A 15,153-nucleotide genomic window follows, 5' to 3' on the forward strand; every position below is an offset into this window, starting at 1 on the left:
GGCCTCTAGACGAAGGGGACTGAATCCTTCATGCAACCTGATCGACGCTGTGCCCTGGCCAATTCCGCACCCGGATCCACCTGAACCCTGAGGTTCACAACCCGAGGGTTGTTGGTGGAGGTAAGCGGGATCGAACCGCTGACCTCTTGCATGCCATGCAAGCGCTCTCCCAGCTGAGCTATACCCCCGTCGAATTGGGTCTTTCAACCGCCTTCTTCAGGCTGCCCGGCTGCTTCGTTGTTCAAACAAAGCGTCGTTCAAGCGAGACCGAGAGTATATACCGGTTTTTACGCTCTCATCAAGTTTCGAGCAAACGTTGCACCACAACCTCACGGTCGAACAGGGCCAGCACGGCGTCGACCGACGGCGTCTGTGCACGACCGCACACCAGCAGGCGCACGGGAATGGCCAGTTGAGGCATCTTCAGGCCGGCCTCGGTCAGCGTTTCCTTGAAGGCGGCCGAAACGGCGGCCTTGTCCCAGGTGGGCAAGGCCTTCAGGCGGGCGGCCAGCGCGGCCACGGCGGGCTTGACGGCGTCGGTGAACTGGGCGGCCAACTCGTCGGCCGGCGGCTGCACGGCACCCACGTACATGGACAGCCAGTCGGCCAGCTCCACCGTGGTGGCGCAACGGTCCTTGAACAGCGCGCACATCGCGGCCAGCGTGTCGCCCTGCTGCAACGAGGCAGGCACGGCCACACCGCGCGATTGCCACTGCTGCAGCACCAGCGAGGCCAGCACGGCATCGTCGGCCGTCTTCATGTGTTGCTGGGCCACCCAGCGCAGCTTGGCCTCGTCGAACTGGCCGGCGCTCTTGCCCAGATGGTCCAGGTTGAACCATTCGACCAGTTGCTGGCGCGAGAAGATCTCGTCGTCCCCGTGGCTCCAGCCCAGGCGGGCCAGGTAGTTCACGATGGCATCGGCCAGGTAGCCTTCGTCACGGTACTGCGTGACGGCCTTGGCGCCATGGCGCTTGGACATCTTCTCGCCCTGCTCATTGAGCACGGTGGGCAGGTGGGCGTAGACCGGCGGCTCCTTGCCCAGGGCCTTGAAGATGTTGATCTGGCGCGGCGTGTTGTTGACGTGGTCGTCGCCACGGATCACGTGGGTGATGGCCATGTCCAGGTCGTCGACCACGACGCAGAAGTTGTAGGTGGGCGTGCCGTCCGGGCGGGCGATCACCAGGTCGTCCAGCTCGTCGTTGCTGATCTCGATGCGTCCCTTGACCTTGTCTTCCCACACCACCGAGCCACCAATGGGGTTCTTGAAGCGCAGCACGGGCTTGACGCCTTCGGGCACGGGCGGCAGTTGCTTGCCGGCCTCAGGGCGCCAGGTGCCGTCGTAGCGGGGCTTTTCCTTGTTGGCCATCTGGCGCTCGCGCAGGGCATCGAGCTCTTGCGTGGACATGTAGCAGGGGTAGACATGGCCCTGGGCGACCAGATCCTGCAGCACGGCCTTGTAGCGGTCCATGCGCTGCATCTGGAAGAACGGGCCTTCGTCGTGGTCCAGGCCCAGCCACTTCATGCCTTCGATGATGACGTCAACGGCCTCTTGCGAGGAGCGCTCGACATCGGTGTCTTCGATGCGCAGGATGAAGGCGCCCTGGTTGGCGCGCGCAAAAGCCCATGGATACAGGGCCGAGCGGATGTTGCCCAGGTGGATGAAGCCCGTCGGAGACGGGGCGAAGCGTGTGCGGACAGTGGTGCTCACGGTGGGTTCAATCGTTCAAGGTGTGCAGGCCCCGCGCCAGGTCGGCGGTGAGGTCGTCGATGTGTTCCAGCCCCACGGACACGCGGACCATGCCCTGCGTGATGCCGGCGGCCAGGCGCTGCTCTTCAGACAGGCGGCCGTGTGAGGTGGAGCCCGGGTGGGTGATGAGGGTCTTGGTGTCGCCCAGGTTGGCGGTGATGGAGCACAGCCGGGTCTGGTCGATGACGTGGAAGGCGGCCTGGCGCAGCCGCTGTGCATCAGCGCCCTGCCCCGCATCGGCCTTGACCGTGAAGGACACCACGGCGCCACCGCAGTTGTTCTGCTGCTTCATGGCCAGCGCGTGCTGCGGATGGCTGGGCAGGCCGGGGTAGTAGACCTGGTCCACGGCGGGCTGCTGCTCCAGCCATTGCGCCAGCTTGAGCGCGTTGGCGCTTTGCGCAGCCATGCGGATCGACAGCGTCTCCAGGCCCTTGAGCACCACCCACGCATTGAACGGCGACAGGCTCATGCCCGCGCCGCGCATCACCGGCATGAAGGTGCCGTTGATGAGCTTGTCGCTGCCGCAGATGGCGCCGGCCAGCACGCGGCCCTGCCCATCGAGGTACTTGGTGCCCGAGTGGATGACCAGGTCGGCGCCCAGCTTGACGGGCTGCTGCAGCGCGGGCGTGCAGAAGCAGTTGTCCACGGCCAGGAAGGCGCCCGCCGCATGTGCGATCTCGGCCAGCTGGGCGATGTCGCAGACCTCGGTCATCGGGTTGCTGGGCGTCTCGGCGAACAGCAGCCTGGTGTTCGGACGCACGGCGGCACGCCACTCGGCGACGTCGGTCTGCGACACGAAGGTGGTCTGCACGCCGAACTTGCCGAACTCGCGCTCGAACAGCACGATGGTGGCGCCGAACACGCTGCGCGAGCAGATGACGTGGTCACCGGCCTTGAGCAGGCCCATGATCATCAAGAGGATCGCGCTCATGCCACTGGCCGTGGCGATGGCGGCCTCGGTGCCTTCGAGCGCGGCCAGGCGGCGCTCGAACATCATCGTGGTCGGGTTGGTGAAGCGCGAGTAGACGAAGGCTTCTTCTTCGTTCGCGAAGCGCGCGGCGGCGGTGGCCGCATCGGGGTGCACGAAGCTGCTGGTCAGGAACAGCGCTTCGGAGTTCTCACCCCAGGGGGTGGCGGGCAGGCCTTCGCGCACGGCCAGCGTCTCGATGTGGGCATCGGGCGGCAAGGCCTTGCGGGGCAGCTTCTTCTTCGTATCGTCGGCCATGGCGGTCGGTCGTCGGGATCAGTCGGTGGCGCTCTGCAGGGCCAGGCGCGAGTTGATGGCCTCTTCCTCGTCCTTCTGCGTGAGGCGCTGCGATTCGATGGCGGCGAAGTCATCGGCGCTCACGTCACCCGTGATGTAGGTGCCGTCGAAGCACGAGGCCTCGAAGCCCTTGATGTTGGGGTTGAGCTTGCCGACCACGCGCTTCATGGCATCGACATCCTGGTAGATCAGGGCGTCGGCGCCAATGATCTGGCGGATGTCTTCCAGCGAACGGCCATGGGCCACCAGCTCTGCCTTGGTGGGCATGTCGATGCCGTACACGTTGGGGAAGCGCACGGGCGGCGCGGCCGAGGCCAGGTAGACCTTGTTGGCGCCGGCCTCGCGGGCCATCTGCACGATCTCTTTCGAGGTGGTGCCACGCACGATGGAGTCATCGACCAGCAGCACATTGCGGCCCTTGAACTCCATGCTGATGGCGTTGAGCTTCTGGCGCACGGACTTCTTGCGCACGCCTTGCCCCGGCATGATGAAGGTGCGGCCCACGTAGCGGTTCTTGACGAAGCCTTCGCGGTAGGGCTTGCCGAGCTTTTGCGCCAGCTGCATGGCCGACGGGCGGCTGGATTCGGGGATGGGAATGACCACGTCGATGTCGGACGGCGGCATGGTCGAGATCACGCGCTGCGCCAGGGTCTCGCCCATCTCCAGGCGGGCCTGGTAGACCGACACGCCGTCGATGGTGGAATCGGGGCGCGCCAGGTAGACGAACTCGAACATGCAGGGGTTCAGCACGGGGTTGTCCGCGCACTGCTCGGCATGAACCACGCCGTCCAGATCGACGAACAGGGCTTCGCCCGGCTGCACGTCGCGCACGAAACGGTGACCCGTGCCTTCCAGCGCCACGGATTCACTGGCCACCATCACTTCACGGCCTTCGGGCAGATCGGCCTCGCCATAGCACAGCGGGCGGATGCCAAAGGGATCGCGGAAGGCCACCAGGCCGTAACCGGCGATCAGGCACACCACGGCGTAGGAGCCCTTGATGCGCTTGTGCACGGCGCGCACGGCCTTGAACACGGCAGCCGGCGTCAAAGGCAGCTCGCGGCCGGCCAGCTCCAGCTCGTGCGCCAGCACGTTGATCAGGACTTCGGTGTCGCTGTCGGTGTTGAGGTGGCGGCGGTCGATGTCGAACAGCTCTTCGCGCAGGGCATGGGCATTGGTCAGGTTGCCGTTGTGCACCAGCACCAGGCCGAAGGGCGCGTTCACGTAGAAAGGTTGGGCCTCTTCTTCGTTGAAGGCATTGCCGGCGGTGGGGTAGCGCACCTGGCCCAGGCCCACGGTGCCGCTCAGGGCCCGCATGTTGCGCGTGCGGAAGACGTCCTTGACCATGCCGCGCGCCTTGTGCATGAAGAACTTGCGTCCGTGCGCGTCGGGGCCGGCGGTCACGATGCCGGCCGCGTCCTGACCGCGGTGCTGCAGCAGCAACAGCGCGTCATAGATCATCTGGTTGACGGGCGCCTTGGAAATCACACCAACGATGCCGCACATGGAATCACCTCTTGTTCACGAAAAACATCAAAAAAACAGGCCGGGCCGGCTCAGGCCGCCGCCGGCAGATACTTCGTCACCTCGCCCGGCAGCACCGGGCGCAGGATGTCCATCACCGCGCTGAGCCAGGGGGCGGCGTGGGACGCCTTCCAGGGCTCCCAGTCGGTCATGGGGGTCATGCTGATGAGGGTGTAGAGCACCAGGGCCACGAGCACACCGCGCGCCAGGCCGAACACCGCGCCCAGCAGCCGGTCGGTGCCGCCCAGGCCCGAGGCGCTGACGATCTGGCGCAACGCCCACGACATCAGGGCCCAGGCCAACCAGGCCGCCACGAACACCACCATCATCCCCGCCAGCACGTTCAGGCGTGATCCGGGCTCATCGATGGGCAGGGTGCGGCCCATGGTCGGCCCCCACCACTGCGCCGCGAAATAGGCCGCGATCCAGCCCAGCAGGGACAGCACCTCGGTCAACAGCCCCCGCCACAGGCCCACCACCATCGACAGCAGCAGGCCGACCGCCAGAGCCAGGTCGACGATGGACCAGCCAGCGGTCACGTTGCTCAGGTCTTGCACGGGCAGGCTCTTTTCGCGGTGCTCACAGCGTGAGCAGCGCACCGGTCAGGCCGGCCTTGCGCAGGGCGGCCATGGCCTTGTCGGCCTCGGCCTTGTTGACGTAGGGGCCCACGCGCACTCGGATCTTCTTGCCCCCGGGCGTGTCGACCGCCTGGGTGTAGGTCTTGATGCCCAGGCGCTCGACCTTCATGCGCGCGGCATGGGCGGTGGTGGTGTCGGCGAAGGCGCCCACCTGCACGATGTAGCGGGTGTCGGCGTCGTCCTTGCTGTCCTTGGCCGCGGCCTTGGCATCCGGCTTGGATTCGGGCTTGGCGGCGGCCACGGGTTTCTTGTCGGTCTGCTTGGTGGCTGCCACGGTGGGCGCGGACGGCTTCTGGGCAGGCTTGGCGGCCTCGGGCTTGCTGGGCGTGGCCACGGGCTTGGCTGCGGGGCGCGCCTCCGGCTTGGGCTCTGGCTTCTTCGGCTCGGGCTTGCGGGCCTCCGGCCTGGGCTCGGATCTGGGTACCGGCGCGTCCTCGACAAGCTCTTCACGGGGCGATGTGGCGGCCTCGGCGCGCTCGGCCACCTTGGCACTGCCTTCGGCATCCAGCGCACGACTGACCTGGGGCGGCACCACCGGCTCGGCCGGCACCTGCGTGACCTTGCCGCTGGCCAAACGCGTGGCCGGCACGGCATTGGCCGCCGGGGCAGAGGCGTTGACCACCTGGATGTCGGTGGCCAGGGGCCGGGGCTGGGTCTCGAACAGCCAGGGGAAGCCGATCACCCCGGCGCCCACCAGCACGGCCATGCCGATCATCCGGCGGCGGGCCCGCACGCGGGCCTGTTCGATGTCGGCAGGTGACAGCGGCTGGACCTGGGGCGCCGGCGTCTGGGCACCGGAGCGGAAGCGCTGGAAAAACGATGGCAGCGGCATGCGGGTCGCGAGGGCTACGGGGATCGGTCAGCGGGCGGGTGCGGGCGCGGTGCGCCTTAGCCCGGCAAGGCGTTCGGAGGGGCGTTCGGCGGGAGGTTTCCCGGCATGTGGGGCGCGTTCAGACGGGGCAAGCCCTCGTGCAACACCCCGCCCACCGTGAAGAAGGAGCCGAAGACCAGGATTCTATCCGCCGGGTCCGCCTGCGCGAGTGCCGCGTGCAGCGCGGCCATCGGATCGGGGTGGGTGCTCACGGTGGCCTTGGGCTGGGTGGCCGCGCCCGGCTGGGCCTGCAGGGCCCTCACCAGATCGGCCAACTGTTGCGCAGAAGCGGCGCGGGGCGTGGGCAGATCGCAGCAATGCCAGGCATCCACCAGGGGCAGCAGCTTTTCCACCATGCCAGCCATGTCCTTGTCGGCCATGGCGCCCCACACCACATGGGTGCGCGGGAAGAAGCCCATCTGGTCCAGGTTCACGGCCAGGGTGGCGGCCGCATGCGGGTTGTGCGCCACGTCCAGGATCAGGGTGGGCTGCCCCGGCACGATCTGGAAGCGGCCCGGCAACTCTACCGTGGCCAACCCCGTGCGCACGGCCTGCGCCGGCACCGGCAGACGGTGGCGCACCGCTTCCAGCGCGGCCAGCACGCCCGAGGCGTTGAGCAACTGGTTGGCACCACGCAGCGAAGGGTAAGCCATGCCATTGAAGCGCTTGCTGCGCCCGCCCCAGGACCACTGCTGGCGATCGCCTGCGTAGTTGTGGTCACGGCCGAACAGCCACAGGTCGGCCTCGACGGATTCGGCATGAGCGACCACGCTTTGGGGAGGCTTCGGATCAGACACCACGGCCGGGCGCCCGGCCCGCATGATGCCGGCCTTCTCGCGGCCGATGGCCTCGCGGTCAGGGCCCAGGAACTCCATGTGGTCCAGGTCGATGCTGGTGATCATGGCGCAGTCGGCGTCGATGATGTTGACGGCGTCCAGCCGTCCGCCCAGGCCCACCTCCAGGATCACCGCGTCCAGCCCGGCGTGGGCCAGCAAGCGCAGGATGGCCAGGGTGGTGAACTCGAAGTACGTGAGTGGGCTATCGCCACGCGCCTGCTCGACCGCCTCGAAGTGCGGCAGCAGTTCATCGGCCTTGACGGGCATGCCCATCACCCGACAGCGCTCTTCGAAGTGCACGAGGTGGGGAGATCCATACACGCCGGTGCGAAAACCACCGGACAGCAGGATGTTCTCCAGCATGGCGCAGGTCGAGCCCTTGCCATTGGTGCCTGCGACGGTGAAGACGACCGGCACGTCCACCGATGCATCCACTGACGCATCCATCGGCGTGCCCAGGGTGACACCCATGCGCCGCCACACGCCGGCCACGCGGTCCAGGCCCAGCTCGATCTCGGCGGTGTGCAGACGTTCGCAGTGGGACAGCCAGTCGGCCAGGGTCGCGTAGCGGGAGGTCATGGACAAAAGGGGATTGAGCAACAGGAAAGATCAGGAACGGCCCCATGACAGATCGGGGCGGCCACCCAGATCACAAGCGCCTTGGGCACCAGACGCGTCACGGGCTGCCCGTGGGCAGCCCGTGGTGTCAGACAGCGCGTGAACAGCTGGTAGAGCGCGGCGGCCTCACACCAGCGCGTCGGCCGGCTGGCGCAGCAGCATGGCCAGCTGGCGCGCGATGGTCTGCTTGAGCTCTCGGCGGTCGACGATCATGTCGATGGCGCCTTGCTGAAGCAGGAACTCGGCGCGCTGGAAGCCCTCGGGCAGCTTCTCGCGCACGGTGTTCTCGATCACGCGCGGGCCGGCAAAGCCCACCAGGGCCTTGGGTTCGGCGATGACCACATCGCCCATGAAGGCGAAGCTGGCGGAAACGCCGCCCATGGTCGGGTCGGTCAGCACGCTGATGTAGGGCAGTTTGGCCTTGGCCAGGCGCGTGAGCGCGGCGTTGGTCTTGGCCATCTGCATCAGGCTCAGCAGGCCCTCCTGCATGCGGGCGCCACCGGTGGCCGTGAAGGACACGAAGGGGGTCTTCTGGGCCACGGCGGTCTCGACGCCACGCACGAAGCGCTCGCCGACCACCGACCCCATGGAGCCGCCCATGAAATCGAACTCGAAACAGGCCGTCACCAGGGCGATGCCGTGCACCGAGCCCCCCAGCACCACGAGCGCATCGGTCTCGCCGGTGGCTTCCATGGCCTGCTTCAGGCGATCGGGGTACTTCTTGTTGTCGCGGAACTTGAGGGCATCGACCGGCAGGATCTCCTGGCCGATCTCGTAGCGGCCTTCGGCATCCAGGAAGGCATCCAGGCGCTCACGGGCGCCGATGCGGTTGTGGAAGCTGCACTTGGGGCAGACGTACTGGTTGGCGCTCAGATCGCTTTTGTAGAGCACTGTTTCGCACGACGGGCACTTGGTCCACAGCCCTTCGGGCATGGTGCGCCGCTCGGCCGGGTCGGTCGGCTGGATCTTGGGCGGCAGCAGTTTTTCGAGCCAGCTCATGACGAGGGTCCTTTCAGGGTATCGAGTGCCGCACGGATGTCAGCAATGAACGCGCCTGCAGTCGCGGCGATGGTCTCACGGCTTTGCGTTTCCAGCAATTGCACAATGCGGGAGCCAATGACGACGGCATCGGACACGGCAGCCACGGCCTTGGCCGTTTCTGCATCGCGGATGCCGAAGCCCACGCCCACCGGGATGTGGACGTGCTTGCGGATGCGGGGAATGGCGGTGGCCACGGCGCCGGTGTCCAGATGGCCAGCGCCCGTCACGCCCTTGAGCGAGACGTAGTAGACGTAACCGCTGGCGATGCGACCGACCGAGGCCATGCGCTCCTCCGTGGAGGTTGGTGCCAGCAAGAAGATGGGGGCCATGCCCTGGCTCTTCAAGGTGGCGGCGAACTCTTCGCACTCTTCGGGCGGGTAGTCCACCACGAGAACGCCATCCACGCCGGCAGCGCGGGCTTCCTTGACGAAGGCACCGGGGCCGTGGATCAAGTCGTAGCGCTCGATCGGGTTGGCATAGCCCATCAGCACCACGGGGGTTGTGGTGTTGCGTGTGCGAAAGCGCCTCACATCGGCCAGCACATGCACCAGCGAAATACCCTGCGCCAGCGCACGCTCGGCCGCGGCCTGGATGACGGGGCCGTCGGCCATCGGATCGGAGAACGGCACACCCAGTTCGATCACGTCGGCGCCGGCATCGGCCATGGCCCACATCAGCTCGGGCGACAGATCGGGGAAGGGATCACCGCAGTGGATGAAGGGGATCAGGGCCTTGCGGCCTTGTTCGCGCAGATTGGCAAAGGTGACGTCGATGCGGTTCATGCCGGGCACCACTTGAGCACTGCTCATGCCTGCTCTCCGGTGGGGGCACCCTTGACGGTGACGCCGCGCTGCGACGGACGGTCGTAGAACTCGGTGCCGGAGAGGTCGGCCACCGTACCGATATCCTTGTCGCCACGGCCGGACAGGTTGACCAGGATGTGCTGGTCGGGGCGCATGGTGGCGGCCAGCTTCATGGCGTAGGCCACGGCATGGCTCGATTCCAGCGCCGGGATGATGCCTTCGGTGCGGCACAGGCGGTGGAAGGCGGCCAGCGCTTCCTTGTCGGTGATGCCGACGTACTCGGCGCGGCCGATATCCTTGAGGTAGGCATGCTCGGGGCCGACGCCGGGATAGTCCAGGCCAGCCGAGATGGAGTGCGTCTCGGTGATCTGGCCGTTGGCATCCTGCAGCAGGTAGGTTCGGTTGCCGTGCAGCACGCCGGGCGAGCCCAGTTGCAATGACATCGAATGTTTGTCGCTGCCGTAGCCCTCGCCCGCTGCCTCGACGCCGATCAGGCGCACGGATTCATGCGGGATGTAGGGGTAGAAGATGCCCATGGCATTGCTGCCGCCGCCCACGCAGGCGATGACGGCGTCGGGCTGGCGGCCGATCTTGGTGGGCATCTGCGTGAGGCACTCTTCGCCGATCACGCTCTGAAAATCGCGCACCATGGCGGGGTACGGCGCGGGGCCGGCAACCGTGCCGATGATGTAGAAGGTGTTCTCGACGTTGGTGACCCAGTCGCGCATGGCTTCGTTGAGCGCATCTTTCAGGGTCTTGCTGCCGGATTCGACCGGCACCACCCGGGCGCCCAGCAGGTGCATGCGGTAGACGTTGGGCGACTGGCGCTTCACGTCTTCGGAGCCCATGTAGACCACGCACTCCATGCCGAAGCGGGCGCAGATGGTGGCCGTGGCCACGCCATGCTGGCCCGCACCGGTTTCGGCGATCACGCGGGGCTTGCCCATGCGCTTGGCCAGCAGGGCCTGGCCGATGGTGTTGTTGACCTTGTGCGCGCCGGTGTGGTTGAGATCCTCGCGTTTGAGGTAGATCTGCGCGCCACCGATCTCGCTGCTGAGGCGGTCTGCGTGGTAGATCGGGCTGGGGCGCCCCACGAAGTCGGCCAGTTCGCGGTGGAACTCGGCCAGGAAGTCGGGATCGTTGCGGTAGTGCTCGTACGCCGCCTTGAGTTCGTCCAGCGCGTGGACCAGGGTCTCGGAGACGAAGGAGCCGCCGTACGGGCCGAAATGGCCTCGGGCGTCGGGCTGTTGGTAGTTCAGCATGAGACTTTCATGGGTTCAGACGCGCGGGGCTGGCTGGCGCCGGCCAAGGGTTCGGCACACAGCCGGTCGGCCGCCCGCACGGCCTGGCAGAACTGGCGCACCAGCGCCGTGTCCTTCAGGCCCTTGCCGGACTCGACACCGGAACTCACGTCCACCCCCCAGGGGCGGACCTGACGTACGCCGTCGGCCACGTTGCCCGGGTGCAAGCCGCCCGACAGGATCATCGGGCGCGGCAAGCCACGGGGCAACAAGGACCAGTCGAATACCTGCCCGCCCCCGCCATAACCGTCGACATGGGCGTCGACCAGCAAGGCCTGGGCGTTGGGGTAGCCAAGCGCGAAGTTTAACAAATCGAAACCGGGCGCCATCCGGGCGGCGCGCAGGTAGGCGCGGCCAGCTCGGTCGCAATCGGCCGAGGCTTCATCACCGTGGAACTGCAGCAGCGCATGAGGAACCGCCTCTACAGCCTGCTTCAGCAGCGAATCGTCGGCATTGACCAGCAACAGCACCGGCGTGACGAAGGGCGGCAGCAGACGGGCCAACTCGGCCGCGCGCGCTGGTGTCACATGGCGGGGGCTTTTGGCATACAGCACGAACCCCACCGCATCGGCCCCGGCCTGGGCAGCGGCTTCCACATCGGCTTCGCGGGTCAGGCCGCAGATCTTGATGCGGGTGCGGTGGTCGGCAGGCAGGGTCATCCGGGGGGACAAAGCCAGCGCGGTCGCCCTGGCCCGATACGAGGAAGGTCCGATTGTCTCAAAAACGACTGTGCCCGGATAGCGGGTCGGGCAAGGTCGAGGGATATTGACCTGATTTCGTTTGAAACGACCGTCAGGCAGGCAGCCAGGCCAGTGCCGGCGTCACATTGGGCAGCCCCCACGCTTCGTTGTAGCGGGGTCCCAGGAAATACAGCCCGTCTGGCGGGAAGGTGGGTGCTGCCGCGTCGCGGTCTCGCGCATCCAGCACGGCCTGCATCCAGGAGGGCGGCTGGTTGCCGCTGCCGACGGCGATGAGGCAGCCCATGATGTTGCGGATCATGTGGTGAAGGAAGGCCTGCCCCTCGAAATCGAAGCGCCAGTAGATGTTGGCCGCCGGTTCGGCCTGCCGGGGCGCCCCCGCACCGACCGGGCTGCGCTGCGGCATGTGGGCATCCGGTGAGCCGGGCGCCAGGGGCATGCGCGGCGCGGCGCAGCGGGTGATGCGGATCTCGCGCAGCAGCTTGACGGGCGTGGGCGACTGGCACTGTGCGGCGCGGAAACTGCTGAAATCGTGCTGGCCGATGAGGCAGGCTGCGGCGGCCTCCATCGCAGCGTGGTCCAACGGGCGGAAGACCCACCCCACCTGCCCCGCCTCGAGCGCCGGGCGCACCGGCGCCTCCAGCACGATGAAGGCGTAGCGCCGCCCTTCTGCGCTGTTGCGGGCGTGGAAATGCATGGGCACCTCCATGGCCCACTGCACCGCGATGTCGGGCGGCAGGAAGGTGTTGGTGCCCCGCACCCATGAGAAGGGCTCGCGATGCAGGTCGGTGTCCAGGTGCACCACCTGGTTGATGCCATGCACGCCGGCATCGGTGCGGCCGGCACACACCACCGACACGGGCTGCACCGCAAACGCCGCCAATGCCTTCTCCAGCGCGCCCTGCACCGTGGCCACCCCCGCGGGCTGGCTCTGCCAGCCGTGGTATGCCGTGCCCCGGTAAGAAATGCCAAGGGCGACCCGTCGGGTCGCCCTCGTGGCGGAAGGGGCCGAAGCCCCCTGCCCTTCGTCCATGGATCAGCGCCTCGTCATCCCAGGCTGTCGAGCATGGCCTGGGCCTTGGCGCGCAGCGCGCCATCGGCCTGGGCGACCACTTCCTGCAGCAGCTCGCGGGCACCATCCACATCACCGATGTGGCGGAACTCTTCGGCCAGGTCCAGCTTGCGGGCCAGCGGGTTGTCTGCGGGGTTCTCTGCGGCTGGTGCGGCGTCGGCGGACTGAGCACCATCGGGCTGGGCTGGATCACCCAGGTCGAGGCTGATGCCGGACAGATCGAAGTCCATCGGTGCCGTCGGGGCCGGGCCGGGCGCTGGAGCCTGGGCCACCGGCGCAGGCGCCGGGGTGCCCGCATCCAGCGGCAGGTCGAAATCCAGCGACAGGTCGTCGTCTGCGCGGGCCGGCGCCACGCTCGGCTGGGCCGGGTAGGCACCGGTCAGCGGCGGCACGTCGTCCAGCGAAGGCAGATCGTCGTCCAGAGGCACCGGCGCAGAGATGTCCAGGTCGATGCCCAGGTCGCGGTCGTCCTTGGTGTAGACCTGCTGCGGCGCAGGTGCCACAGGCGGGGCGACATCGTGCAGCGGCGGCATCTCCGACAGCGGCACGGTGCTGGCGCCCAGGGGCTCCTGGTACACCGGCTCTTGCGGCATGTAGGACGAGGGCTGGCCACCCGGCTGGTACAGCGGGTTCTCGGGGTCGATGCTCAGGCCCATCTCTTGAGCGTGCAGCCAGTCATCGCCCGCGCCACCGGTCAGGGTGAACAGTTGGCCGGCCAGTTGCTCGAAGCCCTTGGTGTCGCGACGCTTGGCATAGACCTCCAGCAGCTTGGTGCGGATGGCCAGGCGATCGGGGTTGCTGCGCAGGGCTTCCTTCAGGATCTCTTCGGCCTGCAGGTCGCGGCCATAGGCCAGGTAGACATCGGCCTCGGCCACGGGATCGACATCGCCGATGGCATCGAGCTGGCTGAGCGAATAGCTCATCGACGACGGGCCGCCCGTGGCGTCCCGGGTGTCGACGCGCTGCCCACCGCTGGCCCCGAAGAAGGAGTCGGGCTGCAGGCGGCTTTCGAGGAAGGAGGTCTCGGCGCTGTCCGGCTTGCGGCGCGAGCGCAGGAACAGACCCAGGCCAGCGATCAGGGCGATACCGGCGCCAGCACCGGCCAGCAGCAAGGGATCGACCGATTCGAAGAAGCTGGGCGACGATGCCTCGGGTTCGGGCACCGGGATCTGCACCGGCTTGGGCAGCGTGGGGGCCGGCAGCGAAGCAGCCTCGGCCACCGAAGCGGGTTCGGACGCGGCATCGGCCACGCTGGTGGCGGCGCCAGATGCGGCCTCTGAAGCAGGCTCGGCAGCAGACGGCACGCTGGCGGGCACGGAAGCCACTGGCGCGGGAACCGGCGCCGGTGCGGGCGGCGGCGGAGGAGGAGGTGGTGGTGGTGGGGGAGGAGGAGGCGGCGGCGGGGGAGGCACAGGAGCCGGCTTGACCACAGGCGCCGGCGCGGCCTTCGAGGCAGCGGCCGATGCCGCCGACTTCTCTTTCAGCTTGCGCAGTTCGTCGAGGTTGCGAGACAGCTCGGCCACACGGGTTCCGGCGTCCTTCTCGGCGCGGGACTTGGCCAGGCGGTCTTCAGCCCCCTGCCCGGCCGCCACACCACCCTTGCTGAGGGTGAGCTTGTCAGGCGTGGGCGCGGCGGACTGCTTGCGGTCTTCGACCTCGGCCTCGACCTTGCCAGAAGCTTGGCGCTGGCGCGTGGACGCCACGGATTCCGTGACACCCGACGCCAGGCGCTGGCGGTAGGCAGCGAAGTCCGTGCTCTGCGCCATGATGATCTGACGTGCTTCGGGCTGCGACACAGACGTGGCCTTGTCGGCGTCCGGCACGTTGAGCACCACGCCGGACTTCAGCCGGTTCATGTTGTTGCCCTGGAAGGCATGGGGGTTGCCACGGTACAGGCCAACGATCATCTGATCCAGGGACACGCCGGGGGTCAGGTTCTTCTCGGCGATCTTGGACAGCGTGTCACCACCGCGAACCTTCACGCTCTGGGCATCACCGCCGCGGGCTGGCTCGGCCACGGCTTCCGATGGCGCGGGGGCAGGCGGCACAGGGGCAGGCCTAGGCGCAGGCGCCTGGGCGCGTGCTGGAGCCGGCGCAGATGCAGCCGAAGGCGGGCGCGACGGACGCGGCGCAGCGCTCGGGCGCGAGGATTCAGCAGTGGCCGATGGGGCGGGCGCAGCCACGGGCGGCAGCGGCACAGGGACCGGCGCCGGCGCGGGCTGTGCAGAGGGCGCGGGTTGCGCCACAGGCGCGTCCATCACCGGGGCGGTCTGTTGTTGGGGCGCGGCAGAACGCGGTGTGGCGGGATCGAACAGCAGTGTGTATTCGCGCACCAGGCGGCCGGAAGACCAGGCCAGATCCAGGATGGCGTCGACGAAGGGCTCGGAGACGGTGCGGTCGCTGCTCAAGCGCAGCACCGAGCGGCCATCAGCGCGCTTTTGCAACGTGATCGTGGTGGCAGCCAGCACCGTGCTGTAGTCGACCCCTGCAGCGCGATAGGTTTCCGGGCTGGCCACACGGGCCTGCAGCGAGGCAGCCTCTTCGTTCGAGATCGCGGTGATCTCGATTTCGGCACGCAGGGGCTCACCCAGTGCCGACTGCACGTTCAGGCGCCCCAGGCCCAAGGCCCATGACGCCATGGGCGCCAGCGACAGCGCAGAAAAGGCCGCGGCAAGCGCGACCTTTTTCACGGTGAAGGGCGAAACAGAATGCGAAGGCAGGTGCCCCGCTGACAACGATC

General features: G+C 67.7%; 12 protein-coding genes and 1 tRNA gene. All 13 read right to left on the minus strand.

The features are described 5' to 3' along the window. Positions 1–112: 112 nt before the first annotated feature. The 13 genes from EIP75_RS19965 to EIP75_RS20025 all read right to left on the minus strand — a co-directional run bounded on the left by EIP75_RS19965 (position 113) and on the right by EIP75_RS20025 (position 15,103). Positions 113–188: transfer RNA gene (locus EIP75_RS19965), tRNA-Ala, on the minus strand. Positions 189–298: 110 nt separating this feature from the next. Then, the gene (gene gltX, locus EIP75_RS19970) at positions 299–1,708 is read right to left on the minus strand and encodes a glutamate--tRNA ligase (protein WP_233584956.1); all 1,410 of its coding nucleotides are present in this window, start codon (positions 1,706–1,708) and stop codon (positions 299–301) included. A gap of 7 nt (positions 1,709–1,715) precedes the next feature. Next, on the minus strand, positions 1,716–2,972 hold the full coding sequence (locus EIP75_RS19975) for an O-succinylhomoserine sulfhydrylase (protein ID WP_125244959.1): 1,257 nt from the start codon (positions 2,970–2,972) through the stop codon (positions 1,716–1,718). Positions 2,973–2,990: 18 nt separating this feature from the next. Then, a complete protein-coding gene (gene purF / locus EIP75_RS19980) occupies positions 2,991–4,517 on the minus strand; it encodes an amidophosphoribosyltransferase (RefSeq protein ID WP_125244960.1) in 1,527 nt (508 codons plus the stop codon). 50 nt (positions 4,518–4,567) lie between these two features. Further along, positions 4,568–5,092, minus strand: coding sequence for a CvpA family protein (locus EIP75_RS19985; RefSeq protein ID WP_125244961.1), 525 nt, complete (start codon positions 5,090–5,092; stop codon positions 4,568–4,570). Between the two features lie 22 nt (positions 5,093–5,114). Then, the gene (locus EIP75_RS24905) at positions 5,115–6,005 is read right to left on the minus strand and encodes an SPOR domain-containing protein (RefSeq protein ID WP_125244962.1); all 891 of its coding nucleotides are present in this window, start codon (positions 6,003–6,005) and stop codon (positions 5,115–5,117) included. A gap of 56 nt (positions 6,006–6,061) precedes the next feature. Then, positions 6,062–7,459, minus strand: coding sequence for a bifunctional tetrahydrofolate synthase/dihydrofolate synthase (gene folC, locus EIP75_RS19995; RefSeq protein ID WP_125244963.1), 1,398 nt, complete (start codon positions 7,457–7,459; stop codon positions 6,062–6,064). 165 nt (positions 7,460–7,624) lie between these two features. Further along, the gene (gene accD, locus EIP75_RS20000; RefSeq protein ID WP_125244964.1) at positions 7,625–8,497 is read right to left on the minus strand and encodes an acetyl-CoA carboxylase, carboxyltransferase subunit beta; all 873 of its coding nucleotides are present in this window, start codon (positions 8,495–8,497) and stop codon (positions 7,625–7,627) included. Continuing rightward, entirely contained in the window at positions 8,494–9,321 is an 828-nt protein-coding gene (gene trpA / locus EIP75_RS20005; protein WP_125245024.1) for a tryptophan synthase subunit alpha, read from the minus strand. The genes accD and trpA overlap by 4 nt, the downstream gene beginning before the upstream one ends. Before the next feature lie 23 nt (positions 9,322–9,344). Further along, on the minus strand, positions 9,345–10,604 hold the full coding sequence (gene trpB / locus EIP75_RS20010; protein WP_125244965.1) for a tryptophan synthase subunit beta: 1,260 nt from the start codon (positions 10,602–10,604) through the stop codon (positions 9,345–9,347). Further along, positions 10,598–11,302, minus strand: a complete 705-nt coding sequence (locus tag EIP75_RS20015; protein ID WP_125244966.1) for a phosphoribosylanthranilate isomerase — start codon at positions 11,300–11,302, stop codon at positions 10,598–10,600. Before EIP75_RS20015 ends, trpB begins: the two co-directional genes overlap by 7 nt. A 133-nt stretch (positions 11,303–11,435) precedes the next feature. Beyond that, positions 11,436–12,374, minus strand: coding sequence for a tRNA pseudouridine(38-40) synthase TruA (truA, locus tag EIP75_RS20020; RefSeq protein WP_125244967.1), 939 nt, complete (start codon positions 12,372–12,374; stop codon positions 11,436–11,438). A gap of 14 nt (positions 12,375–12,388) precedes the next feature. Then, a complete protein-coding gene (locus EIP75_RS20025; RefSeq protein WP_233584957.1) occupies positions 12,389–15,103 on the minus strand; it encodes a motility hub landmark protein FimV in 2,715 nt (904 codons plus the stop codon). Between the last annotated feature and the right edge of the window lie 50 nt (positions 15,104–15,153).

The organism is Aquabacterium soli, from assembly GCF_003933735.1.
GTDB lineage: Bacteria > Pseudomonadota > Gammaproteobacteria > Burkholderiales > Burkholderiaceae_C > Aquabacterium > Aquabacterium soli.